This is a genomic window from Pseudomonas sp. MT92 (assembly GCF_058792515.1).
The window spans coordinates 44,021-69,138 of sequence record NZ_JBXAFA010000023.1; the positions used below are offsets into that span (position 1 = coordinate 44,021).

Below are 25,118 nucleotides of genomic sequence, written 5' to 3' on the forward strand. Positions count from 1 at the left end.
TTCTCGAGTCACTATTAGGAGAATAAGATTATGGGCTCTGGACACAGTCACGGCCAAGTGCGCGCAGGCCATGAGAAGATGTTGTGGATCGCTCTCGCCCTAACGACGAGCTTTATGGTGGCGGAGGTCATCGGGGCCTTTGTCACCGGCAGTCTGGCCTTACTATCCGACGCGGCTCACATGTTGACGGATGTGGCCGCTTTAGCGATATCCTTGGTTGCTATTCATATAGCCAAGCGCTCTGCGGATAAAAAACGGACCTTTGGTTACGCAAGATTCGAAATACTTGCAGCCACATTCAATGCGGTTTTGTTATTTTTAGTCGCAATATATATCGTGTATGAAGCGTATCTGCGACTTAAGGCCCCTGCAGAAATTCAGTCAACGGGCATGTTGGTTATCGCGGTGATTGGGCTCATCGTCAACCTCATTTCAATGCGCCTGCTAAGTGCTGCCAGTGGTGAAAGCCTCAATGTTAAAGGTGCCTATTTAGAGGTTTGGAGCGACATGGTGGGGTCTATAGGCGTCATCATCGCAGCCCTGTTGATACGCTTCACTGGTTGGAACTGGGTAGATTCCCTTGTCGCTGCCGGTATTGGGTTCTGGGTGCTGCCTAGAACGTGGTCCTTACTTAAGGAAAGCTTGAACATATTGCTTCAAGGAGTTCCAGATGGCATCGATATACAGAAGGTGGAGGCGAAGCTTTATGGGATCGATGGCGTCAAAAATGTGCACGACTTGCATGTTTGGGCTTTGACCAGTGGAAAAAGTGTAATGAGCGTCCATCTTATTGCTGACTCCAACTCTCGTAGCGAGCAAGATATTTTGTCCGAAGTAACTTCGCTTATGAGTGAAGAGTTTCAGATCAGTCATACGACTGTCCAAATGGAAGGTTCGGACTTTCATAGCAAACTAGCTGACGACCATGAGGGTATGGTCCACTAACTGAGTTGCATTTATTTTAACCGGGCGCAAGTTTTTACATCGCGGATACCGATCAATAGGGTTGATTAAAATGATCAGAAATATTTTAAGTTGTTCTGGGCTGGCAATGCTTTTGGCTTTTGTAGCACAGCCGGCTTTTTCAACACCTGCTAATCCAGAAAAGGTATTCGGGTGGATTGAAGAAGGAATACTTTTACCGGAAAATATTGCCGTGAAAGTAAAATTAGATACAGGGGCTCTTACCTCTTCGATGGATGCGAAAGACTTGGAACGATTCCGAAAAAATGGAGAGGAATGGGTTCGTTTCAACGTTAAAGTCAAAGATACCAAAACTAAGAAGGTGAGTAACGCACTCTTCGAGCGACGCGTCGAAAGAAATGTAAAGGTTAGAGGCGCCGGCGGAGCTGAACGTCGTCCAGTAGTCATGATGACGATGTGCATAGGTGATAAAATTTATGAGGAAGAGTTTTCACTGAAGGATCGAGGCGACATGAATTATCCCGTCTTGCTTGGTCGCCGAACTTTGGGGGCGTTGGGGGCGGTCGATGTCTCGCGCACCTTCACTGACGAACCCAACTGTAATTAGAACTAACATCCTACCTTTTATCTATACGTGCAGGGTGATTATACGTAAACGGCTGGCGATCCCCCTTGCGTAATTACGCCGATTACCACCGGTGGGATCGCCGTTCCTAATCTCACTTGCTCATTGTTGGTCAGTCAGTTAGCGATAACGCTCATATTTCTTCCGCTGGTTTTGGCGACATAGAGTGCCTTATCCGAGGCGTCAATCAAGTCGTCGGGTGATTCCTGGGATGTAGGATTGCAGGCGCTAACGCCAAGGCTGACCGTGACGGTGCCTTCAGTGCTTTCGTTATGCTCGATTCCTGCTTGCTGAACGGCACGGCGGATTTTCTCTGCAACCAGAAATGCCCCCACATAGTCAGTGCCCGGCAACACCACGGCAAACTCCTCGCCGCCATAGCGCGCAGCGAGATCCCCGGGGCGTTTGATGTTCTCTCTTATGATCGCGCCGATGGTGCGTAAACACTCATCCCCGGCCAAATGACCGTATTGATCATTGAAGCGCTTGAAGTGATCGACATCGATCATCAGTAAGGCAAGGTTCCCTTGGCTGCGCTTGGCACGCCCCATTTCCGCCTGAATGAAAAGGTCGAACTGACGCCGATTCGCCAGCCCTGTCAGCGCATCCTCCAGTGCCAGCAACTCGAGCGTTCGATTGGCCTCGATCAAGTTGTCTTGAGCGCCCAACAATTCGTTTTGAATATGATTCTGCTGCCTCATCAGCCTGATAAGCCGATAGCCAAGCACGCCCAGAATGCCCAGCAGCAATGAAACTATTGCCGCGCTTAGCCACGACTCCTGTCGCCAGCTCGCCAGGACTTCATCCTTGTTGAGCGCTGCAAATATGATGAGCGGATACTCATCGACTCGCCGAAACCCCACCACGCGTTCCACACCATCCACATAGGATTTAACGGTTGCGGTGCCAGAACTCCCCTTGGGCAGGAGTTGTGTGAAGAGCGGGCCATTGGCAACGCTGGTGCCTACTTTAGCTTCGCTGAAGGGGCGGCGAACGACGATTTTGGCGTCGGCCGATATCAGGTTGATAACGCCGTCACCGCCGATATCGATGCTGTTGTACAGCCGAAGAAAATGATCGAGGTAGAGGGTCGCCACCACCACGCCAGCAAAACTGCCATCGGGATGATTGATCCTGCGCGACACCGGGATGACCCACTCGCCCGTGGTGCGACTTTTTATCGAAGGGCCGATATGCGGACTGCGTTCAGGATGCTCTCGATGAAAGATAAAATATTCGCGGTCGGAGTTGTTGGTGGTTGATGGGGTGACCATGCTTGAACTCGCTACCCATTCACCTTTTTCGTCATGGATGAACAGGCCATGCAACTGAGCCAACTCGTTGCGCTGAGCAATGAGCAAGCGCTGTAATCGGGGTAACTGGTCGTGGCCCATGCCATCGATTTCGAGGCGGTCTACCAGGCTGAACAAGACGGTGTCGGCTTGCTTGATCGACGCCTGCGCTTGCGATGACAGGGTCTGCGCAAGGTTCGACATCGCGATTTTTTGGTCATGCAAACGATACTGGCGAGAGTTCCAGACGTCCCACATCACCACAGCTACCAAGGACAGACACACCACCCCCAGAAAAAAGATTGCGGATCGAACCTTGAGTCTGGCCTCGAGCTTTTCAACTCCTCGAGATTCGACGTCCTTTATTTTAGCGATAGGCTCTTCTAGCCACTCTTGCTGCATGACGCTCCCTAACACCTGATGAAATGGCGACACATCCCCTTAGCCATTTTTAAATAGTTACTTCGCCCATTTGTTGCATTTACAACTATGCATCATCAAAGTTGAGATAGGTGGCTTTTACATGTCCTGGATGAGGAATCTGATTTGCGACCTAACACCTTGCCTGCTCGCTAGCTCGCGATTCTTGACGCTCGAAGGAATGCTAAGGCTCCTGATAGTGGTCAGATCAGCCTGGTGGGTGCCTATGCTACGCGCAAGTGCAGAGTTACCGGCATCAATGACAGTCGGCTAATCACGCAAGGTGGAATCCCCAAAACGCTTTGAGCGCCAGTTAAAGCTGGCGGAGGATAGTCGATGAAAGTTCGATACTGGTAAGAAATGGCGAATCAACCGGACCCCGAGTCATGCATGTTGCACCGTGAGATGCAGGGTGAAGCGTTGACAGGGGTAACCGATGGGCCAGCCATTGAGCCGCGTAATCAGGAGTTCGGGATGCCGATGCTGTTAAGCGAAGCAGAAGGCAACACGGAGCATGGCGTTATACGCCAGTCATGCTCTGATCCCGCGCGGTCGGAGACCCTGTGCACGTCGGGAAGTCCTCCGCACAGAAACTGGGAGATCTCAGCTGCGTCCAGTGCGCAAGCACCGGGCGGAGCAGGAAAGGCCAAAAGCCGTACCCCTGCTGTTCACGTCGCTGAGAAGTCGGATACGTCCGTAGTACCTGAGAAGCCATCGAACAAAGGGCCTGGCCCTGCGGAGATAGTGGAGGAAAGGGACGTAGCCAAGGGAAACACCAACAGGCCTCCCGCGCCCCGGACAATGAGCCGGATCAGCTGCGCGTCGATGGGACTTGACGGTGTAGGTGAAGCAGCCCGAAGGAACAAGGGCATGCAGTTCACGGCATTGCTGCACCACATCACACCGCAGTTATTGGCGCAGAGTTTCTATGCCCTGCGCCGCGATTATGGGTGTGTGTCGTAACACGCGCGAATGACCGGCTGATGTGATAGGGGCTGTTTTTTTCTTTGGTTGGTGTCACCAGCTGGTTTGTCCATGGATGTTTGGAAAACCGAGCTTGAAGGTCGTGATCTTGCCCGGGGAGCTATTAACTTCTGCGACGCCCTGATGCAAACTCATGATCGATTTCACAATGGCTAAACCAAGCCCGGTACTTCCTTCAGCGCGCGAATGATGAGTGTCAACTCGATAAAAGCGATCGAATAAGTGCGGTAGGTGTTGAGGTTCAATACCTGCGCCTGGGTTGGCTACATGTAGCGAGACGTCTGTGGCATGGACTTCGATGGTGATTGTGATGGCTTGGCCTACTGGGCAATGGCGGATTGCGTTGGACATCAGGTTGGAAATTGCCCGCTGAATCATCAACCGATCACCAATGGTCGACCCCCTGCCAGTAACGCTCACGCTGATCTGTTTATCTTCCGCCGACAGTGAAAACAGATTGATGACCTTCAAGGCTTCATCCTCAAGCGCAATGGTCTCAAACGGGACCAGCGCAGCGGGATGACTGACTTGTGCCAGGAAAAGCATGTCCGAGACAATCCGGGCCACGCGCCCAAGCTCTTCGGTGGAGGACTCCAACACCGCTTTGTACTCTTCGGCCGGCCTCTCCCGGGACAACGTCACCTGGGCTTTGCCCATCAGGTTGGAAATGGGCGCTCGTAGTTCGTGGGCCAAGTCATCGGAGAACTGCGACAACTGCTGAACATCGCTGTCGAGTCGGTGCAGCATGAAGTTGATGCCATGGGCCAGTTCGCTGAGCTCCTGCGGCATCTTGACCACCGAGAGTCGATGGCTGAGGTCCTGAGCAGAGATCATGGCGGCCACCTTGCGAAACTCCCGCAGCGGCGCGAGCCCCCGTTTTACCACTGCCCAGGTACTGAGGCCGATAAGTAGCAGCAGCAACGGCAAGGCCATGATCGTCGAGCTTAGATATGTGCTGAGCAGCGCTTCATCGTTGGCGCAATCAAGCGACAGCAATACGGCGACATTCGTACCGTTCGGCAAGCGGATCAGTCTGGATGCAGTCAGGAAGTGCCGGCCCTGATCATCGGTGCTTCGGGAGTACGACACCTTGTCGGTGGCAGACCCTGCCGCCTTCAACTCCACCCTGGGGTCCGTCAAGCCAAAGCCTGACTTCAAGAGCGGCGTCCTCATATTTATCAGGTCATAAATGGTAAGGTTGAGGTGGTCATGCCCCATCACCTGATCCAGCAATACGTGCGGTTTAATGTTGATGTCGACAGGTTTTTCATACAGCGAAAGACTGTGCTCGATTTGCCGCATTTTCTCGCTCAGGTTGTCTTTTGACAGTTTATCTAACTCATGCGTTAGCGCGAGGAACGCAAGAACCGCCAGAAATAACACCAACAATGCACCCATGATACTCACCGCCAAACCCAGCCGCATTGACAGGCTTGCCGACTTCATTCCCGGGCCTCCAGTACATAGCCAACGCCGCGCAGGGTATGGATTAGCTTCTTGTCAAAAGGATCATCAATCTTGGCCCTCAGGCGGCGGATTGAAACCTCGACCACATTGGTGTCGCAGTCGAAGTTCATGTCCCAGACCAATGAAATGATCTGAGTGCGGGAAAGCACCTCACCCGACTGGCGCATCAAAAGGTGCAGCAGAGCAAACTCCTTGGTCGTCAGGTCGATGCGCTGCTCGCCCCGGAAGGCCCGATGGCGGCCCTGGTCGAGTTCCAGGTCGGCGACTTTCAAGACCTCCGGGACGGAAACGTGTTCGCTGCGACGCATTAAAGTTCGTACCCGGGCCAACAGTTCCGGAAATTCGAATGGCTTGACCAGATAGTCATCGGCACCCAGGTCGAGGCCGCGGATCTTGTCCGCCAGGCGCCCGCGAGCGGTCAGCATCATGACCCGGGTGTTACTGCTTTGGCGCAGGCGCTCAAGTACACCCCAGCCATCAAGTTGTGGTAGATCGACGTCAAGTATTACCAAATCGTAGGTCTGTTGACGCGCAAGGTGAAGTCCATCCGTACCATTCGCCGCCCGGTCTACTATATAGCCGCTTTCAGTCAAACCCTGATGCAGGTATTCGGCAGTTTTAAGCTCATCCTCAACTACAAGCATTCGCATGGTAGTGCTGCCCTATGTAATATGAATTGAATAATAAAATTTCGAAGTTTATTTAAGTGCTCGACTAAGAAATGATGTAGAACTATTCGATCATAAAAATCTCAAAACCGCGCATTGCTCAAGTGGTCAGTATCAAGCCTGAAGCTGCTACAGGGTCAACAGGAGGAGGGCGTTTTACGACAAAGTATTTGCGACTATATGTCGCAGGCATGTTAATTCGCGACTCTCGTACATTTATTTCAGCCTGAAGCCAAGCTCCGCTCGGCTGATATCTATGGGGAATTGTTTCGAAGTGTTACGGCGCAGATAGTCAATTTAATGCTGCACGCATTTTTTGGGGAGGCTGGCAGGATGTACCAAGGGGAGATGATCTCGCTTTGCGATTTGTAAGTACCCGCGCTATCTATGCTCTATGGATTTTCGGACTCGCGGTCTTAGAGTATTGTTTGTCGTGGTTTTAGTTACAGCTTTACTAAAATCACTCCCCTGAAATTTGGGCTTTTAGGTTGCTTTGTGCATTATATTTTGGAAATGTAAGTCGAAAGGCTGTCGGATGGCCCGGCATACTCTGGACATCTGCCGTTCCCTGATGGAGGCTCATGATGGATCGGACAATGGCCAACCCTAATCCAGTACCACCTTCCGCTCGTGAGCGACTGTTATCCACACGATAGAAACGATCGAAAATATGGAGCAAGTGCTGGTGATCAATTCCTACCCCTGGATTACTTATTGATAGGGAGACTTTTTCAGTTTGCGTTTCAATCACTATAGCAATGGACTGCCCTGCAGGGCAGTGACGAATAGCATTTGATAAAAGATTGGAAATTGCTCGCTGAATCATGAGTCGGTCACCTAGAACTTTGCCCCAACCGCTGACAGTTATAACAACGCTCTTTTCCTCAGCCGATAGAGAAAAAAGATCGATGACTTTTAGCGCCTCGTCCTCTAGTAAAATACCTTCAAACGGTACGAGTGCGGCCGGATGACTAACTTGGGCTAAGAACAGCATGTCTGAAACAATTCTGGTAACTCGTCCTAGTTCCTCTGTGCATGACTCTAGAACAGCCTTGTACTCTTTTGCCGGGCGTTCTCGAGAAAGAGTTACCTGAGCTTTCCCCATAAGGTTCGTAATCGGTGACCGCAACTCATGCGCCAAATCATCAGAAAATTGCGATAGTTGTTGAATTCCGCCGTCAAGACGGTGCAGCATGAAGTTTATACCGTGAGCAAGCTCACTGAGCTCTTGGGGCATATTGACAACGGAGAGTCGATGACTTAAATCCTGGGCCGACACCATGGCCGCCACTTTACGGAATTCCCGGAGGGGGGATAAGCCGCGCTGCACAATCGCCCAGGCGCTGATACCAATCAGAATTAGCAGCAGTGGAACCGCTACGATGGTCGAACTCAGGTAGGCGCTCAATAGCGTTTCATCATTCGAGCGATCAACAGACAGTAAGACCGATACGAACTCACCATCCTTTAATTTCATGAGTTTAGAGGCGGTGAGGATGTGGATACCGGACTCTTCGGCTGGGGAATAGTACGATAGCTTATTACTGGCGGCTGTTCCGGCTTGATTTGTAGATAATTCAGGTATATCCGCGCCAAAACTCAGGAGAGGTTCACTCACATTATCATCATCAAAGATAGTCAGGTTAAGGTTGTCATGCCCCAGTACTTGATCTAATAGCACGTGTGGTTTTAAACGCATGTCACGGGTACTGATATCCATCAGCAGACTGTGCTCAATCTGACTCATTTTCTTTTCTAAGCTGTTTTTTGCACGTGAATCAAGCTCGTGAGTAAGCGCTAAAAAAGCTAGTATCGCTAAAAGCACTACTAGTACTGCTCCCATTATGCTAACTGTCAACCCCAGTCGCATCGATAGGCTGACCGGTTTCATTTTCGCGCCTCCAGTACATAGCCTACGCCGCGGAGGGTATGGATTAATTTTGTTTCAAATGGATCATCTATTTTAGCCCTCAATCTTCGTATCGAAACTTCTACAACATTGGTGTCGCAGTCAAAGTTCATATCCCAAACTAAAGAAATTATTTGAGTGCGGGATAACACCTCTCCTGATTGACGCATCAACAAATGGAGCAGCGCGAACTCCTTTGTCGTCAAATCTATGCGTTGTTTTCCGCGGAATGCTCGATGTCTGCCTTGATCAAGTTCAAGATCAGCGACTTTTAACACCTCTGGAACTGGAATATGTTCGCTGCGGCGCATTAACGTCCGTACTCTTGCAAGCAACTCAGGGAATTCAAATGGCTTGACCAGATAATCATCGGCTCCCAGATCCAATCCTTTGATTTTGTCTGCCAGACGCCCTCGTGCAGTCAGCATCATTACCCGAGTACTACTAGTCTGCCGAATATTTTCAAGAACGTCCCATCCATCAATCTCAGGAAGATTTACGTCTAGTATTACCAGATCATAAGCTTGCTGACGTGCTAGATGAAGTCCATCAGCCCCGGTCGATGCGCAGTCTACAATATAACCACTTTCGGTCAGGCCTTGATGTAAGTACTCAGCAGTTTTTAGCTCGTCCTCTATCACAAGGATTCGCATAGAATTTCACCCTCTGGTAAATGTATCGAAATGGTTGAATGTTCGTAGAACTTGATTCAAGGGTTTTATTAATCTGTATAAACGTTTCGACTCTGGCTATATCTTTAATTTGCTTGGCAATATGGTCTTCTAAAGCTTTGCAAGGTCCGTCATGTTTCCTTGCCCTCCTAAAGTACTAGGTCTGGATCCCTTTTTTTGTTTCGGGTTGTTGCTTGGTGCGAGCACCTATTGAGTTCATCCTAATGCATTAATTGAAGTTTTTCCGCTGGATAACGTATTTGTAATTTTTCAGTCACCTTGTTGATAGGTGCGGAGAATTACATTTGCCTCATGGGAAATTCTTTTTGTTTTAAAGGTTTTAAGGAATGATGGAATTACTTAGGTGTAGAAAGTTTGTTGCTCACCCAATCACGCATAAAACCATGCTAAGAGCAGGTCTAATTTCGATCCTCGCACTTTTGACTAGTCCTTTGTTTGCGGCGACCGCTCAAATGCTCACAGTGGATCAGGCGCTTGAAACTGCTTTTGCCAATAACCCTGATCTGGCGGCCGCTCAATGGGAGACTGGTATTGCTCAGGGAGAGCGACAGCAGGCAGGGTTGATCCCTAACCCTGAGGTTTCCTGGGAGGCTGAAGATACTCGGCGAAACTCACGCACTACGACGGTGATGATCAACCAGCCGATCGAGCTTGGCGGTAAGCGCGGGGCTAGGATCGAGGTGGCCAGTCGAGCTCAGGACGCGGCCGGGATTGAATTGGAACGCAAACGCAATGTTCTGCGTGCCGATGTCATTCAGGCGTTTTATAGCTCCTCAACGGCTCAGCAAAGGCTGCTGTTATCACGTCAATCACTTGAACTCGCCGAGCGCGGTTTGCGTGTAGCTCAAGGTCGCATCAAGAGCGGTAAATCCTCACCCGTTGAAGGTACACGCGCAGAGGTTCAGCTATCAGAGGTGCGCCTGGAACTGAGGCGGGCTGAGCGGGATGAGGCCAGTGCCTACCAGCGACTCGCTCAGGTCATGGGCGCGCCTTTGCCTGCATTCGTATCTGTGGGTGATCCAAGCCGGTCGATGCCAACCGTGCCGGATTCGTCACTGCTGCTTAATCGCATAGGTGAAACCGCGGAGCTGCGATTGGCAAAACTGCAAATAGATCAGCGGGAAGCCTCCCTTGGCCTGGAGAAGGCTCAGCGAATTCCAGACCTCACCGTGAGTATCGGGAGCCAATACGACGAGCGTGAGCGCGAGCGGGTGAATGTCGTGGGGTTGTCTATGCCCATCCCATTGTTTAACCGTAATCAGGGCAACGTACTGGCCGCCGCCCGCCGTACCGATCAAGCCCGTGACCTTCGTAACGCCAGTGAGTTACGACTGCGCACAGAAATCCAGACCACCCTTGATCAGTGGATGACGGCTAACACTGAAGTCGCGTCGTTCAATCAAACCATCCTGCCTGCCGCGCAAAGTGCCGTCGACACCGCTACCCGAGGTTTCGAAATGGGCAAGTTTAACTTCCTCGACGTGCTCGATGCTCAGCGCACTTTGATCAGCGCCCGAACGCAATACATCCAGGCCATCGCCGAGGCGACAGACGCCTGGGTGCGCATCGAGCGAATTTTCGGTGATGTCGCCCTTCTCACTCGAACCCCGTGAATTTCATATAACGCTTTTTTTACCGCTGCTCAGCATCGCAATACCACGGTAATCCGTGACTGCCGACTGGGCTGCGCAGGGAGTCTCCATGGATAAAAAACTAATCCTCGTCACTGTACTGACCTTGACGGTGGGTATAGGCATCGGCTCATTGTGGATGAGCAGCCCATCGCTGCCCTCAGCCGAAGCTCAGGCTCAGGAGGGCAAAGGCCATGACGATCACAGCGATGAAACTACGGGCGGAAAGTCGGCTGAGGGCGACCACGCGGAAGGCGAAGCGGAAGAGGGTCACTTGACACTGAGCCAGGAGCAGATCAGTTCAGCCGGCATCCAGTTGGTCGAAGCCAAGGCGCAGAGCATTAGCCTTTCATTGCCCTTTCCTGGAGAAATCCGTTTTGATGAAGACCGCACTGCGCATGTGGTGCCCCGCGTACCCGGTGTCGTTGAGTCGGTCCATGTCAATCTTGGTCAGCCGGTGAAAAAAGGCCAGTTGCTGGCCGTGATCGCCAGCCAACAAATTTCTGATCAACGTAGTGAACAAGCCGCGGCGCAACGTCGTCTTGAGTTGGCCCGTACTACCTACGAGCGTGAGCGACAGTTATGGCAGGACAAAATCTCTGCCGAACAGGATTTCCTGCAAGCCCGCCAGGCTTTGCAAGAAGCCGAAATTGCCCTCAGCAATGCTCGACAAAAAATCAGCGTACTCAGTGGCAGCTCGGTGGCCAGCGGGGGTAACCGATATGAATTGCGTGCGCCGTTCGACGGCGTAGTGGTTGAGAAACACTTGGGCCTCGGTGAGGTTGTCAGCGAAACCACTAATGCCTTCACCCTTTCCGACTTGTCGCGTGTATGGGTGACCTTTGGTGTCTCACCAAAGGATTTGAACAAGGTACTGGTGGGCAAGTCGGTCACGGTCAGTGCGCCGGAACTGAATGCCGAAGTCACTGGAACCGTGGCCTATGTCGGCAGTTTGTTGGGTGAGCAAACCCGTACTGCCACGGTCCGCGTGACCTTGGCCAATCCACAAGGTGCATGGCGTCCCGGGCTATTCGTGACCGTGCAGGTTGACACTGATACTCGGCAAACAAAAGTTGCTGTACCCGAAGCGGCTATCCAGACCGTCGAGGACAAGCAAACTGTTTTCGTTCGAACGGACGACGGGTTTAAGGCTCAGCCAGTGGAGACAGGCGGCCGTTCGGCGGGTCTGGTCGAGATCACGGAGGGCCTGGAACCCGGTGTTCAAGTCGCCGCTGCCGGCAGTTTCATTCTGAAATCAGAACTGGGTAAAGCCTCGGCTGAACACGCCCACTGATCCGCCACTTCCACGAGAAGGTTCTCATGTTCGAACGCCTGATCCAATTTGCCATCGAGCAGCGCATCATCGTGCTGCTCGCGGTTCTCCTCATGGCCGGCCTCGGTATAGCCAGCTACCAGAAGCTGCCGATCGATGCTGTTCCCGATATCACCAATGTCCAAGTGCAAATCAACACGGGTGCCGCAGGTTTTTCACCACTGGAGACCGAGCAGCGCATCACGTTTCCCATCGAAACTGCAATGGCTGGTTTGCCGGCTCTAGAACAAACTCGCTCGCTGTCACGCTCGGGGTTGTCGCAAGTCACAGTGATCTTCAAGGAAGGCACTGACCTGTTCTTCGCCCGGCAATTGGTCAACGAACGGTTGCAGGTCGCCAAGGAGCAACTGCCCGAGGGCGTGGAAGCCGTCATGGGGCCGATCTCAACCGGCCTGGGTGAAATTTTCCTGTGGACGGTCGAGGCTGAAGAAGGTGCAGTCAAGGAGGACGGCAGTCCCTATACGCCGACCGACCTGAGGGTGATCCAAGACTGGATCATCAAACCTCAGTTGCGCAATGTTCCCGGGGTCGCAGAAATCAATACCATTGGCGGGTTCGCCAAGGAGTACCAGATTGCGCCCGATCCAAAACGCTTGGCGGCTTACAAGCTTACGCTGACTGACCTTGTTACAGCGCTGGAGCGCAACAATGCCAACGTAGGTGCCGGATACATCGAACACAGTGGCGAACAGTTACTAATTCGCGCACCCGGCCAAGTAGCGACCACCGACGATATCGCCAATATCGTCATGGCCAACGTCGACGGCACGCCCATCCGCGTCAAGAACGTCGCAACCGTGGACATCGGCCGTGAGTTGCGGACGGGGGCCGCGACCGAAAACGGTCGTGAAGTGGTGCTCGGCACAGTGTTCATGCTGATCGGTGAGAACAGCCGCACCGTAGCCCAGGCAGTTGCCAGCAAGCTTGAGCAAATCAATCGCTCACTGCCAAAAGGGGTGGTGGCAGTCACCGTCTATGACCGTACTAATTTGGTGGACAAGGCGATCGCCACCGTTAAGAAGAACTTGATTGAAGGTGCGATCCTGGTAATCGCGATTCTGTTCCTGTTCCTCGGCAACATTCGCGCCGCGCTGATCACTGCCATGGTGATCCCGCTCGCGATGCTATTCACATTCACCGGGATGTTCACTAACAAGGTCAGCGCGAACCTGATGAGCCTCGGAGCTCTGGACTTCGGCATCATCGTTGATGGCGCGGTGGTGATTGTCGAAAACGCCATCCGACGTCTAGCCCATGCGCAGCAACACCACGGACGCATCCTCACCCGCTCCGAACGCTTTCACGAAGTGTTCGCGGCGGCCAAGGAAGCACGCCGACCGTTGATTTTCGGCCAGCTGATCATCATGGTCGTGTACCTGCCGATTTTTGCCCTCACCGGCGTCGAAGGAAAAATGTTTCACCCAATGGCGTTTACCGTAGTGATCGCCTTGCTCGGCGCGATGCTGTTGTCGGTGACCTTTGTCCCGGCGGCGATTGCGATGTTCGTCACCGGCAAGGTCAAGGAAGAAGAGAACATCATCATGCGTGGCGCCCGTCGGGTGTATGCCCCGGCGCTAGAATGGGTCATGGGCCATCGATCACTGGCATTCGCCATAGCACTAGGCATTATCGCGGTGTGCGGTGTGGTCGCTAGTCGAATGGGCAGCGAGTTTGTGCCGAGTCTCAGTGAAGGGGATTTCGCGTTGCAAGCATTGCGTGTCCCAGGTACCAGCCTGACGCAATCGGTAGAAATGCAGCAACGTCTTGAAAACCTTGTGTTGGCAAAGGTACCTGAGGTCAAGCGGATGTTTGCTCGTACTGGTACAGCAGAAATTGCCTCCGATCCAATGCCACCAAACATCTCTGACAGCTATGTGATGCTCAAGCCGAAGAATCAATGGCCTGATCCGAATAAATCCAGGGAGGCGTTGATAGCCGATATCCAAAAAGCTACAGCCGCGATGCCCGGAAGCAACTATGAGCTTTCTCAGCCTATTCAACTGCGTTTTAACGAGCTGATTTCAGGCGTGCGCAGTGATGTGGCAGTGAAGGTCTTCGGTGATGACATGGCGGTGCTTAACAGCACCGCTGCAAAAATTGCCGCGTCCATGCAGAAAATCAATGGCGCCTCCGAGGTCAAGGTCGAGCAAACGTCGGGGCTGCCGGTACTGACCATCAACATCGACCGTGATAAAGCCGCCCGTTACGGTCTGAACGTAGGCGACGTACAAGACACCATTGGAGTGGCGGTCGGTGGCCGTCAAGCCGGTACGATGTATGAAGGAGACCGCCGCTTCGACATGGTGGTGCGTTTATCCGATGCCATGCGTAAGGATCTCGAGGGATTGTCCACACTGCTAATCCCGGTGCCGGCGCTGCTTAACAGCAATGCCGATCAGATCGGGTTCATTGCTCTTTCAGAAGTGGCGAGCCTCGATCTGGTGCTGGGACCAAACCAGGTCAGCCGTGAAAACGGCAAGCGTCTGGTGATCGTCAGCGCCAACGTACGTGGACGGGATATCGGCTCATTTGTACAGGAGGCCAGTAAGGCCATTGATAAAGAGGTGCAGATCCCGGTCGGTTATTGGACCACCTGGGGTGGACAATTCGAGCAGCTCCAATCCGCTGCCAAGCGACTACAGATTGTCGTCCCGGTGGCCCTGCTCATGGTGTTCGCACTCTTGTTCATGATGTTCAACAACCTCAAGGATGGCCTATTGGTGTTCACCGGTATTCCATTCGCTCTGACGGGCGGAGTCATGGCTTTATGGCTCCGAGACATCCCGCTGTCGATCTCGGCAGGTGTTGGTTTCATCGCGTTGTCAGGCGTGGCGGTGCTGAATGGTCTGGTGATGATTGCGTTCATCCGCAATCTTCGGGAGGAAGGACATTCGTTGAGCTCTGCGATCAATGAAGGGGCTTTGACACGGTTGCGCCCAGTGTTGATGACCGCTTTGGTGGCCTCCCTGGGCTTTATCCCGATGGCGCTGGCCACCGGAACGGGGGCAGAGGTCCAGAGACCACTGGCTACCGTGGTGATCGGGGGCATCCTATCCTCAACTGCATTGACCCTACTGATATTGCCTGCGCTTTATCACTGGGCGCACCGTCGAGATGAGGATGAAGCCGAAGACGACAAAATAGCAGCCATATAGTTCTTTGGTTTTCAAGCCCACTATCGAGATTCGATAGTGGGCTTTTTTACGCAAGTTACATAACGAATCTGTAATCTTGGCGCCACCGTGTTGATAGGTTCGAATTGATACCCTAATAGCGTTAACTATATGAGGTGTCAGTATGAAAATTGCTCAAATCTGCGCTTTTGCGGGTGCTTTAATCCTTTCTTCAGTTGCTTTGGCCGAAGGCGGTGGGGACAGAACCTTCGAAAAAATGATGGCCGCAAGAGACGTGGCAATGGAGAAATACGTAGCTAAAGAAGGAAAGAGTGACCCCGTGGTATCAAGTGATGCTAAAGATGAGACACGTGAAATGTAGTAGTACTGTGTATAAAAAACCGCTTCCGGTTTCCGGTCGCGGTTTTTTTTTGGACGGCTTTATTACACATTCGTAATTTAGGCGCCACGCCGTCGCAATGTTCGAATTGATATCCTTGTAACAGTTAATATATGAGGTGCAAGATATGAAGTTCATGAACATTATTACTTTCGCTGGAGCTCTGGCGTTTTCCTCTCTCGTACTGGCGGAAGGGGGAGGAGACAAGGCCTTTGAAAAAATGATGACGGCTAATGCCAAAGCGATGGAACAGTATGCAATTAGCCAGGGAAAGAGCGCTCCGGTGGCGAAAGAATACGAGTACGGGATGAAGGTGGATGTTGTAAAGGTGATAAGTGTGGTGAGGCCAGCGAAAGTCTGCGCAGTGGTGCCTGCTGCAATGACCTATGAAGATTCCGAAGGACAGCTAAATACGATCACTTACACGGTCGCTGGAGACTGCCGTAAACGAGGCGGCTAATAGCTGCGTTGCTATCAGAAGAATCATTAACGCGCGATCCACCTCGTTATTCAAAGGTGTCGGGCGTTTTTTATTTGCTCAAGTTTTGACAGGCCAAAAAAAGACGTCCCGGAGGACGTCTTAAAAATTCACCTTTTCCAAAGGAGCAAAGGAGCTTCCAAAGGTGAGCGGATATTACAACTGAACAGCATTGAGTTCAGACTTTCGCAGACTAGTTACTCATCTATAGAATCCAAGCTAGATGCGCTAGCTAGAATTCTATTAACTCACGATAAGTATAAAAAACGTAACCTAACGTGAAGATGATTGAAAAATGACATTTTTGTAACTTTCAAATAGCGGGATGCTCCGAGAGCGAGTCATCCCGCTCAATGTCACAGAATAGCCAGTGGATACTCAACAATCACACGGACTTCATCCAGATCCGACTCAAATGCGGTTGAGCGAATGGTCGCCTGCCGCAGGCGGAAAGACATGTCTTTCAAAGTACCTGTCTGAACGACGTATTTTGCCTCGATGTCGCGTTCCCAGCGTTTCTGATCGGTCAGCGGATTTCCGTCGGCATCGCGTCGCATGTACGTCGCGTTAGCGTTCGAGTAATCGGCGTCGGTGCCACGGCCGTAACGTGTCATAAACGACAACCCTGGCACGCCATACGTGGTCATGTCGAGGTCATAGCGAGCCATCCAGGAGCGCTCTTTCGGCGAGTTGAAGTCGCTGTACTGGATTGAGTTATCAAGAAAAATTGAATCAGATTGACGCAGATAGTCGAAGTCGTCATTACCATTATTTCGTTGGTGAGACAGTGCAACCGAGTGGGCACCATACTTCACGCCGACTTTAGCACTCCAGATATTGTTATCGAACTCACCTAAAAGTTTTTTTCCTTCGTCGACGGCCTTGTAGTAGTTCACCCCACCGAATACGGAAAGCTCATCCGTCAATGCGTAATTTAACCCCGTGCCAGCATAGTATTGATTCCAAGCGTCTTTGAGGCGGCTGGAATAGAGGCTGACGATTACGTTCTTGTTTAGGTTATAGTCACCGCCAAAGTAGCCGACCCACGGCGAGTTGACTGGCCCTGCATAGAAGGTCGCGAAGTTGTCGCGCATATTACTGGAAGTCGGCTGACTCATAGAGTGAAGGCGACCCGCCTGAACTGTCAAACCTTCAATGCTAGTATTGGTCGCCGTCACACCACGGAAGCTTTCCGGCAGAAGTCTCGAATCACCAGCAGCGACAACAGGGTTGGCCGGAAATACATCACCGACTTTCACTACGGTGTCAAAAGCACGAACTTTAGCCGCACCACCTACTTTGGTGTATTCGTCCCGCGCCTCTCCGTCGCTATTGACAGGGAGTACGTCGAACGAACTACGGCCACCATTACGGCCGTCACCCGTGTCGAGTTTCAATCCGATCATGGCGAACGCGTCAACACCGACACCCACGGTGCCCTGAGTAAAACCGGACTCGAATTTACTGATGATTGCGTGTGCCCACGCTTCGGAATACCCGTTGCCTGTCGCGCTCGACTGACCGTTGCGGTGATCACGATTGAAGTAGTAGTTTCGGTTAAGAACCGTAAGGCTGCTGCCTTCTATAAACCCTTCGGCCTTCTCCTCCGCAAATACCACGGAAGGGCCAGAACTGACAACGATTGCCAACGCGGCCATCGAAAATTTTGTGTTGTTATTCATCCATCACTCCTTAGGTTCGGCAGAACTAGAAAGCTCTTCGGCTGGAATTATTGTTTACGGGAAGCAGGTTGCGCCTCCCGTATCGTCGCCGAGCTGTATCGTTGCAATCTGGAGATAACGGGGACATGATTGTAAAATTACAATTTTGTAATGTTTATCTGCTCTCTTTATAAAATTGGCTTGCGTGCGATCCGCCAGCCAATGCGTAGCTCTTGTTTGCTACGTTCGTTTCCATGAGCGCTTCATGACCCGCAGCGCAAAACATCGCATTCACACGCAGCATGTTGCACAAACGCTACTGCCAGAATGTTCTTGATGTGCAGCCTCAATGGAGCGTGTCGATCCCCCAGGATCGTAGGTATTTAATTTGAATGAGCGAGCAAGCTGGAATAAGGATTGTTGGCGCAGATGGTGTTACCTAACATCCATTGCCTTGGAATAGGAGGCGCAGATGCGAACTCTGTCGGGGACGGGGTCCCGGCAAGATCACAAATCATCCCCACCTCGCCGGTGGGTGCTAAATTTGGGTGGCGTGGCTAGTCACGAAGCCGCTCAAGTCTGAAGATCCGTGAGACATTTTTGCGTGCGGGGTCAGATTTTCAGAAATATTTTAGGAGTTCCCCCATGGATGAAAGAGTCATTGTTTTGGCCGTCTCAGTTTGTCTCATTCTTTTGGTTGTAATTTTTTTCTTGACCTCCATGCATCATTAACTCGGGCCGGCAGCCGTTATCAACGATAACGGACGTGCGATCATCGATACACATTGGCAAGTCAGGTCGACCCTCCGGGACTCCAAAGCAGTATCGTCGTACCGCAGACGATTATGTATTGATCACCATGCCAAAGGAGGCGTTCGTTCCTGGTCGATCGGACTGAAATCGCGAAGCCTTGTGTAGAATGTCCCATTCTTAAGCAACGAGAGAATTCCAAATGATGGCAGAACTGAGTGAGGAACAAATGCGCCTGGCCCTGTTTGGCTCATCAAACCAATCGGATCCACAGCTTTCTACGGAAAAGCCTGAGCCGGAGGTCGTCTCAAAAGCTGAGCCTAGCCCAAAGCCGAGATCCTTTGCTAAATCTCTCTCTCCGAAGCTTCGGGTTACCCTACACGTTACGAGGGAGTTTGAAGGCGATGTAGAAGTGTTTATCTATGATGCGAATACCTTGAGCACGCTTGTTGCCGAACAAGACGCCAAAAATGAAGCTAAAAAAAAGAAATTTCGGTATTTCGACGTAATATCGGTCAAACCAATCTGAATTACTTGTGCGTGGTTAAGTAAATTGTGATCAGCGCGCAGCTGGTCCATCTTGAGTTGAGTTGCAAACCTGTGAGGTCACTGACACCGCCTGCGATTTTTTCCGCCAGACGAGTGCCGGTATTGCGCGGATGTAGATCAACGCAATCAACGTCTGGGTTATCACCGCAGCGGCAGCAAGCCCTCGAATTTCTTCAATGCCAGAGCCAGCGGGAGAACCACCAAAGAGTTACGGGTCGATGAGCTGAAGGTGACCGCTCTGGCAGCTGTCGACGGCAGTTTGGAAGCTTTCGAAGCCAAAGCGCCTATCAGAGGTGCCAGTAGCATAAAGCCGATCTACACAGGGATGACCGGAGCTAGCTGTCGGCTCCCAAAATAGATGATTCCGAGCCCCAACAAACAATCACGAAAAATCATTTATTTTGTGGGGCCATCGATTAGACCTCACAAAATAGATGAGAAAAGCCTACACGACTCACTGAAATGATGCACCGCCAGAAAAGTACCCGAGCTTCCCCCAGCTATCTATCGATGGCGGTTGATGGGACCCGGTCGAAGGGTACGAACAGACCTGGGCGTCGCGCAGAGCCTGTACTGAGAGTCACTGGTGCGTAATGTGGCATTCATCGACGTTCAATGTTTTGGGCTTCGTCCGACTCAACCATCCCCGTATTTTCCCGGTGCTTACCAAGACATGGCGTTGGCGACGTATCAGCAATCGTCCCCGAGAACCAGGCCCTATGGGGGCCTGTTTACTTCAGAGGAGCCGAGCGGCGTGCTTGCTACAATTCAAACGAATGGCTCGCACCCACAGAGCTTTAGGCGATGGTGGTGGGCTCTCTAAGGTTAAGTGAAAAATCTAGCGGAGTGGCGACACATGACCATGCCCTGCGAGCGTACCCGGAGTATTGTCCAAACAGGCGAGTTCTTGCGTGAGCTGTCCAGAGATAAGACCCTCCCAGAATCTGTTCGTCAGCAGGCAAAACGCCTCCTGCGACATTACCCAGAACCATGGGTGATCTTTGGGATCGGCTCCTTTGAAGAGTTGCTTCAAACAAAGGATCCGAGCGATCCAACACGAGAGTTCGCGATAGTGGTCCACACTCCCCAGTTGAGCTCCAGCACTGACGGATAAGGCTGGAAAAACTCTCTCAGACTGAGTCTATGATAGAGACCATGGTTTGTGGCAATCCGAGATGGTGCTGTCCGCGCTTCAACGCTCCGACCCTCGTGCTGATGAACGGCATAGATTATCATGCTGTATGCATGTACAGTTAATGGGTTCTTGTGGTCTTACTCATTGCCTAAGTGTTGAAGCCCTTAGGCGGTGTCACGTGCCGAGATAAGCCCTGAAGTTTGTTGGGTAAAGTGTTATTTTCAGTGATTCTATATTGATACTATCGGAACGGAATTCGACCAATGATCACACTGAAAACTGCCATTATTCACAGCTTCAAGAAGCTGGCCAAGACCAGCTTTATCTCCGAGGTGGTCAAGAAGGATGTGGCGCTCGATACTGAAAATCCTGCGTTACATTTTCTAGTCAATGGCATCCACGGCCTCATTGGCAAAGAAGGCAACAGCGTGGTCTATGGACAGTTTGCCAATGATGACCGTCAGGGGCCGTTTCCAGAGCGCTTCACCGCGTTCGTAGAAGTACAAGATGATAAAGCGCAATTTATCGACTTGACCCACTTGGCAATGGACCAACTGGTGGAGCAAGCCGGTAATCAAGTCTTGTCGACTGGTGGACACATCCTTTGCGCCCAGTACACCTCGGGCGCAACCGACTTTTTCCTGGTCGCCAGCATGAAGGAGCGCGGTGGTATTCAGCTGGACGAAAACTATGTGCCGAAGGAAATTCAAGAGGTCGATCTCAACAAGGTTCAGCAGGCCGCCAGGATCAACTTGGCTAGCTTCGTGGCCATAAAGGCTATGGCTGCTGCGGCCGCTGCTGCGCCTGAGCAGGATGAGGATGACGCAGAGGATGAAGTGGATTCAACCTACCTGTGCTTCATCAGCCGCGGCCGTGATAGTCAGGCATCTGACTATTTCATTTCTGCACTGGGTTGTGCGAAAGGAGTTGCCTCCGGACGCGCTACAAAAAATGCAATTGATAACGTTGCCCGGTTTTTTCGCGACAACAAAGCGTTAAAAAGCTTTGGTTATAAGGCCAAAGAGGCGGTGATCAAATATCTGGAGGAACAGTTGGCCGCAGGCAAGTCCGCGCGCCTGGACGCCATCTGCCACGTCGCGGTCGCACACGTACCCGCTGACTTAGTGGATGAAATCGTTGGTCTGAAAGACTATTTGAATAGTGAGAAACATAAGGTGCCGGACGACTTTACGGTCAATGCGAAATCGCTGAAAGAGAAGACCCGTATCAAGGGGGACGCTGCTAACTGGTCGTTGCAATTCGAGCGTGGAGCGTTAGGTAAGGATCCGGCCGCAGACGTTTACTATGATGAGGGACGGAAGAAGTTGACCCTGTCCAATCTGACTGCCGAACTGGTTGGTGTGATCGAGAAAGAATTGCTGGCTAGGGCTGGCTAAGAATGTTTTCCAATGTGGTAGCTCTCTACCGTGCCCTCGGAGCGCCCACCATTGAGGATGGGGTCATCCGCTATGAGGGGAGGCCAACGCCCGACATTATCGGTGCGTTGCGAATGTGTGATGACCTGCCCGCAGCTTATGGCAAGTTCGAGCATTGCTCTGAAAAAGCTGACTCTCTCGATATTGAGTTTCGCTTGCCATCGAACGAGTCGGGCCGGTTCTACGCGAACTTAGGCGAGTTTGTCGCTCGCAATGGCTCATTGGGCAAGGGCCAATTTCCGAGCAACGTGTACATTGTTGAGCTCAGTTGGGCGGATAGTGATGACACCGAACCTTCGGCGATTAAGACGCTCAGGCGCGTTTGCCGGCTGATCGAGCTGCTTGCACTGCTAGCGATCGGTGTCGACAAAGACAGCAGTCTAGATGGTTATAACCTGTTTTTTGCCTTGCCTCCTGATGGGGCTAAGCCTCCGAGAACTTTTCTGTTGCCTACCCAGGTTGACGTCAAGGTTCTTGACTATGAGCTCAACCACCTGAGCTTGTTGGAAGAAATACTCAATCGAAAAAACGAAAACAAGGCGCACCTCTCCGAACGAAAATTGATGATTCGGATGGCGGTGGCGAGCGTCATCGAGAAGTTTGAGAGCGAGCCGAATCTATTCTTGGTGATCGTGCGGGAGTGGCGGGAGATCCTCGCCACGTACCGTGCGAATCTGCAAACCTACGTCTATAGCTTCTCGTTTGAGCGGGCCCGGCGCGAGGTGGCCCAGGCTGAAATCGACTATGGCACTAAGCTTAGTGGGGTACTGGGTGACATCGCGGGCAAGATGCTTGCCCTGCCGATATCGCTAGCGGGTCTGGTCGTGCTGGAGAAAACAACCTCAAAATTCGAAGGTTTTATTCTTGTCCTTGGGCTGGCAGTCGTCTCTGTGGTTCTGCTTGCGATCCTGCACAATCAAATGCTGCAAACAGAGCGCTTGTTACACAGTTTCAATGTCATCTTCGATGATTTTAAGGACAAGATAAAAACCTATCCCCCAAAACTTCAGGGCTTGCTCAGGATCACCATTGACCAGGTCGACAAGCAGGGCCGAACGCTCACCAGGACCTTTCGCTTGCTGAAGGGGCTGTCCTTGCTGCCAATCGTCGGGGCCTTGCTGCTGGCCGCGATAAAATACTGGGATGGTTTCGTATGGCTGTTGATGACCATCCTGTCGATCGTGTTTTCCGCGCTCAACGTAGCCCCGAACTTTCTCAGCCCGTAATGGCATTTGTAACACGTTCGCTGCCTAATCTAGCTGTGCGCAAACGACTCATGCTACTGGAGTGTGCCAAGCAGCTCTCCGTGATATGGGGGATATGTATTTTTCAATAAAAGGCTCATAGATACTCCATGTAGAACTCGAGCTAATTTCTGATGCTCGTATGACGCATTCAGAGTACCCGCCAAAAAATTAAATTTCTAAGAGTCGAACTCACGAGTACACGGGACACCTTACACATATGTAATATCCGCGGCAGCTTTCTGAAAGGCTTCATTGGTTATCCTCTAGTCAGAAGTAAGTGAGCTCTAGGAGAAAATCATGAAAGCATTAAAAGCACTTTTCGCCGTTTCTATTTTAACCTTGTCTTCATTGGCAATGGCTGAAGGCGGCGGTGACCGCGTTTACGGCCGGATGATGCAAGAAAACCAACAGGCGATGGAGCAATATGCCTTAAAAAATGGTAAGGCCATCCCTGAAGTTGTTCATTATGAGTATGGTATGAACCTCGATATTCAGAAGGTTGTCAGTGTCACGCAAGCCAACAAATCCTGTAGTGTTGCGCCTTCGCGTATGACCTATGAAGACTCGGCTGGGAAGCTCAACACCGTGGAGTACAAGGTTATGGGTACCAACTGCCCACATGGAAGCTAGCCCTTAAGCGTCATGCCTACGTCAGATCATTCAATTATGCTTTTTAAGCATGCTTACTGGTCGCTGACGTATAAGTAATTTTCAGGTCACGCTGGAGTTATCTTTTGTATGAAATTATGTCTGCCGGCACCTAGAGGGAATCTCTACGTGCCGGTGGCTTTTTTATAATGATAAAAATATTTCATAAAGAAACTCTGCCAAGCTAAAGCCTGGAGTGTTAAATGAACAATAAAAGCTTTTATGGTCTTTCTCTCATTGCCCTTGGCATGAGCATGGGGCAAGTTGCAGTGGCCGTTGAGCAAAAAACTGAGGGGTTCATTGAAGGGAGCACCCTTAGTCTTCTCAATCGTAATCTCTACTTCAATCGTGACTATCGAAAGGGCCAGTCAAGTCCCACAGGCAATGGCTACGCTGAAGAATGGGCTCATGGGATTATCGGGCGCTTTGAGTCTGGCTTCACCGAAGGCACCGTCGGGTTCGGCATTGATGCATTTGCAATGGTAGGACTCAAACTTGATTCGGGTGATGGGCGCTCGGGGGCTCGAAGCTCAGTGGATGTCATGCCCTATAACAGCAAAGGCCAACCTGAAGACTCTTACTCAAAAGTAGGCGGAGCTGCGAAGGCTCGCTTTATGGATACGGTGGTCAAAGTAGGAGACGTATTTCCATCCACGCCTGTCGTGGCATATGGCGATTCTCGACTGCTGCCAGAGAGTTTCCGGGGAGCAACGTTCACCAATACCAGCATTAAAGACCTGACCATTCAGGGCGGCCGGCTGCATGCGATGAGCCAACCCAACTCCAGCAGCATGCGTGACGGCTTTTCGACTTTCTATGCCGGTGCTGTTGATGCTCCGTGGATTGCTTACCTAGGGGGGGATTACACCGTCAATGAGTTCGTTGGTGTGAGTCTTTACGCCAGTCAATTCAAGGACGTTTGGAATCAGTATTACGCTGGCACTTCGCTTAGTTACCCGCTCTCAGACAACGTCGCGTTGATCGGTGGATTTAATTACTACCGCGCGGTCGACGAGGGTAAAAAACTCCTAGACAGCTTTGATAACAATATCTGGAGCGGAAAAGCCGGGGTCAAGTTCGGCGTCCATACGGTGACCGTTGGCTATCAACGCAGCAACGGCAATGACGATTTCGATTACCTACGCCAATCGGACTCGATTTTTCTGGATAACTCCATCCAGTACAGCGACTTCAACTCACCGAAAGAGCAATCCTTGCAGCTACGCTACGACCTTGATATGCAAGCTTTCGGCATTCCGGGCCTTAGCTTCATGACTCGCTACGCGAAGGGGTGGGACGCTGATTATTCCAACGCGAACCGCGTGTACATGCGTCGCGGGGCAGATGGAGCGCCATTGCAAGACCAAAAGCGTTGGGAGCGAGACATTGAGGCTAAGTACATCATCCAGTCAGGCTCTCTGAAGGACATGTCTCTGCGTGTTCGCCAAGCAACCACGCGTGCTACCGATTTCGAATCTGATTTGGATGAGGTCCGACTGATTGTCGAGTACCCACTGCAACTGCTTTAACGAGCGCTAACCTGCGGCACCAATTGTTCGACTACCAGGTACACCCCGTCTCCTTGTTTCTCCTTTGGTTTGGGAGGCGGCTTAGGCGCCCTAGTGGCGCCTTTTTTTATGTGGATTGACATAATGGCAGGACGTTCTGTTGTCAGTACCTGGACTTGCCCCTACAAAACCGGACACCAACTCCCTGTTAAATTGATGCTGCCGCCAAGCGCCTGAACTCCCTCGGC

General features: G+C 51.6%; 19 protein-coding genes and 1 pseudogene. 13 read left to right on the plus strand and 7 right to left on the minus strand.

Annotated elements, in window-relative coordinates; genetic code table 11:
* Positions 1-30: 30 nt before the first annotated feature.
* Both AC1Q6D_RS30390 and rloA3 read left to right on the plus strand, forming a co-directional pair.
* Positions 31-945 (plus strand): cation diffusion facilitator family transporter, encoded by a 915-nt coding sequence (locus AC1Q6D_RS30390; protein ID WP_047535460.1) that lies wholly within the window; start codon positions 31-33, stop codon positions 943-945.
* Positions 946-1,015: 70 nt separating this feature from the next.
* Positions 1,016-1,531 carry a retropepsin-like aspartic peptidase RloA3 gene (rloA3, locus tag AC1Q6D_RS30395; protein ID WP_167362945.1) on the plus strand — a complete coding sequence of 172 codons (516 nt, stop codon included), beginning with the start codon at positions 1,016-1,018 and terminating at the stop codon, positions 1,529-1,531.
* A gap of 134 nt (positions 1,532-1,665) precedes the next feature.
* On the opposite strand, the gene AC1Q6D_RS30400 is transcribed toward rloA3, so the two are convergent.
* The 5 genes from AC1Q6D_RS30400 to AC1Q6D_RS30420 all read right to left on the minus strand — a co-directional run bounded on the left by AC1Q6D_RS30400 (position 1,666) and on the right by AC1Q6D_RS30420 (position 8,942).
* On the minus strand, positions 1,666-3,243 hold the full coding sequence (locus AC1Q6D_RS30400) for a sensor domain-containing diguanylate cyclase (RefSeq protein ID WP_047535456.1): 1,578 nt from the start codon (positions 3,241-3,243) through the stop codon (positions 1,666-1,668).
* A 1,035-nt stretch (positions 3,244-4,278) separates the two neighbouring features.
* On the minus strand, positions 4,279-5,691 hold the full coding sequence (locus AC1Q6D_RS30405) for a heavy metal sensor histidine kinase (RefSeq protein ID WP_047535452.1): 1,413 nt from the start codon (positions 5,689-5,691) through the stop codon (positions 4,279-4,281).
* Positions 5,688-6,362 carry a heavy metal response regulator transcription factor gene (locus tag AC1Q6D_RS30410; protein WP_047535449.1) on the minus strand — a complete coding sequence of 225 codons (675 nt, stop codon included), beginning with the start codon at positions 6,360-6,362 and terminating at the stop codon, positions 5,688-5,690. The genes AC1Q6D_RS30405 and AC1Q6D_RS30410 overlap by 4 nt, the downstream gene beginning before the upstream one ends.
* A gap of 478 nt (positions 6,363-6,840) precedes the next feature.
* Complete coding sequence (locus AC1Q6D_RS30415; protein ID WP_047535446.1) at positions 6,841-8,271, minus strand: heavy metal sensor histidine kinase; 1,431 nt, start codon at positions 8,269-8,271, stop codon at positions 6,841-6,843.
* Positions 8,268-8,942 (minus strand): heavy metal response regulator transcription factor, encoded by a 675-nt coding sequence (locus AC1Q6D_RS30420; protein WP_045061360.1) that lies wholly within the window; start codon positions 8,940-8,942, stop codon positions 8,268-8,270. The genes AC1Q6D_RS30415 and AC1Q6D_RS30420 overlap by 4 nt, the downstream gene beginning before the upstream one ends.
* Before the next feature lie 365 nt (positions 8,943-9,307).
* On the opposite strand from AC1Q6D_RS30420, the gene AC1Q6D_RS30425 reads away from it, so the two are divergent.
* The 5 genes from AC1Q6D_RS30425 to AC1Q6D_RS30445 all read left to right on the plus strand — a co-directional run bounded on the left by AC1Q6D_RS30425 (position 9,308) and on the right by AC1Q6D_RS30445 (position 15,918).
* Positions 9,308-10,594 (plus strand): TolC family protein, encoded by a 1,287-nt coding sequence (locus AC1Q6D_RS30425; protein ID WP_146041516.1) that lies wholly within the window; start codon positions 9,308-9,310, stop codon positions 10,592-10,594.
* Positions 10,595-10,682: 88 nt separating this feature from the next.
* The gene (locus AC1Q6D_RS30430; protein WP_047535443.1) at positions 10,683-11,906 is read left to right on the plus strand and encodes an efflux RND transporter periplasmic adaptor subunit; all 1,224 of its coding nucleotides are present in this window, start codon (positions 10,683-10,685) and stop codon (positions 11,904-11,906) included.
* 26 nt (positions 11,907-11,932) lie between these two features.
* On the plus strand, positions 11,933-15,100 hold the full coding sequence (locus AC1Q6D_RS30435) for a CusA/CzcA family heavy metal efflux RND transporter (protein ID WP_047535441.1): 3,168 nt from the start codon (positions 11,933-11,935) through the stop codon (positions 15,098-15,100).
* A 142-nt stretch (positions 15,101-15,242) separates the two neighbouring features.
* Positions 15,243-15,440, plus strand: a complete 198-nt coding sequence (locus AC1Q6D_RS30440) for a co-regulatory protein PtrA N-terminal domain-containing protein (RefSeq protein WP_047535439.1) — start codon at positions 15,243-15,245, stop codon at positions 15,438-15,440.
* A gap of 145 nt (positions 15,441-15,585) precedes the next feature.
* A complete protein-coding gene (locus tag AC1Q6D_RS30445; protein WP_047535437.1) occupies positions 15,586-15,918 on the plus strand; it encodes a DUF2790 domain-containing protein in 333 nt (110 codons plus the stop codon).
* A 374-nt stretch (positions 15,919-16,292) separates the two neighbouring features.
* Here AC1Q6D_RS30445 and AC1Q6D_RS30450 read toward each other — a convergent pair whose 3' ends face one another.
* Positions 16,293-17,618, minus strand: a complete 1,326-nt coding sequence (locus AC1Q6D_RS30450) for an OprD family porin (RefSeq protein ID WP_047535435.1) — start codon at positions 17,616-17,618, stop codon at positions 16,293-16,295.
* A 931-nt stretch (positions 17,619-18,549) separates the two neighbouring features.
* On the opposite strand from AC1Q6D_RS30450, the gene AC1Q6D_RS30455 reads away from it, so the two are divergent.
* Positions 18,550-18,876, plus strand: a complete 327-nt coding sequence (locus AC1Q6D_RS30455) for a hypothetical protein (RefSeq protein ID WP_047535433.1) — start codon at positions 18,550-18,552, stop codon at positions 18,874-18,876.
* Positions 18,877-18,906: 30 nt separating this feature from the next.
* Here AC1Q6D_RS30455 and AC1Q6D_RS30460 read toward each other — a convergent pair.
* Positions 18,907-19,238: pseudogene (locus AC1Q6D_RS30460) on the minus strand (hypothetical protein); the annotation flags it as partial.
* Positions 19,239-19,758: 520 nt separating this feature from the next.
* Here AC1Q6D_RS30460 and AC1Q6D_RS30465 point away from each other — a divergent pair.
* From AC1Q6D_RS30465 to AC1Q6D_RS30485, 5 genes are all read left to right on the plus strand, one after another.
* Positions 19,759-20,010, plus strand: coding sequence for a BPSL0761 family protein (locus AC1Q6D_RS30465; RefSeq protein WP_371850908.1), 252 nt, complete (start codon positions 19,759-19,761; stop codon positions 20,008-20,010).
* A gap of 284 nt (positions 20,011-20,294) precedes the next feature.
* Positions 20,295-21,428 carry a nucleoid-associated protein gene (locus tag AC1Q6D_RS30470; protein WP_047535429.1) on the plus strand — a complete coding sequence of 378 codons (1,134 nt, stop codon included), beginning with the start codon at positions 20,295-20,297 and terminating at the stop codon, positions 21,426-21,428.
* A 2-nt stretch (positions 21,429-21,430) separates the two neighbouring features.
* Positions 21,431-22,693 carry a hypothetical protein gene (locus AC1Q6D_RS30475; protein WP_047535428.1) on the plus strand — a complete coding sequence of 421 codons (1,263 nt, stop codon included), beginning with the start codon at positions 21,431-21,433 and terminating at the stop codon, positions 22,691-22,693.
* A 318-nt stretch (positions 22,694-23,011) separates the two neighbouring features.
* Positions 23,012-23,344 (plus strand): DUF2790 domain-containing protein, encoded by a 333-nt coding sequence (locus tag AC1Q6D_RS30480; protein ID WP_047535426.1) that lies wholly within the window; start codon positions 23,012-23,014, stop codon positions 23,342-23,344.
* Positions 23,345-23,565: 221 nt separating this feature from the next.
* Positions 23,566-24,891 carry an OprD family porin gene (locus tag AC1Q6D_RS30485; RefSeq protein ID WP_047535421.1) on the plus strand — a complete coding sequence of 442 codons (1,326 nt, stop codon included), beginning with the start codon at positions 23,566-23,568 and terminating at the stop codon, positions 24,889-24,891.
* Positions 24,892-25,118 lie beyond the last annotated feature (227 nt).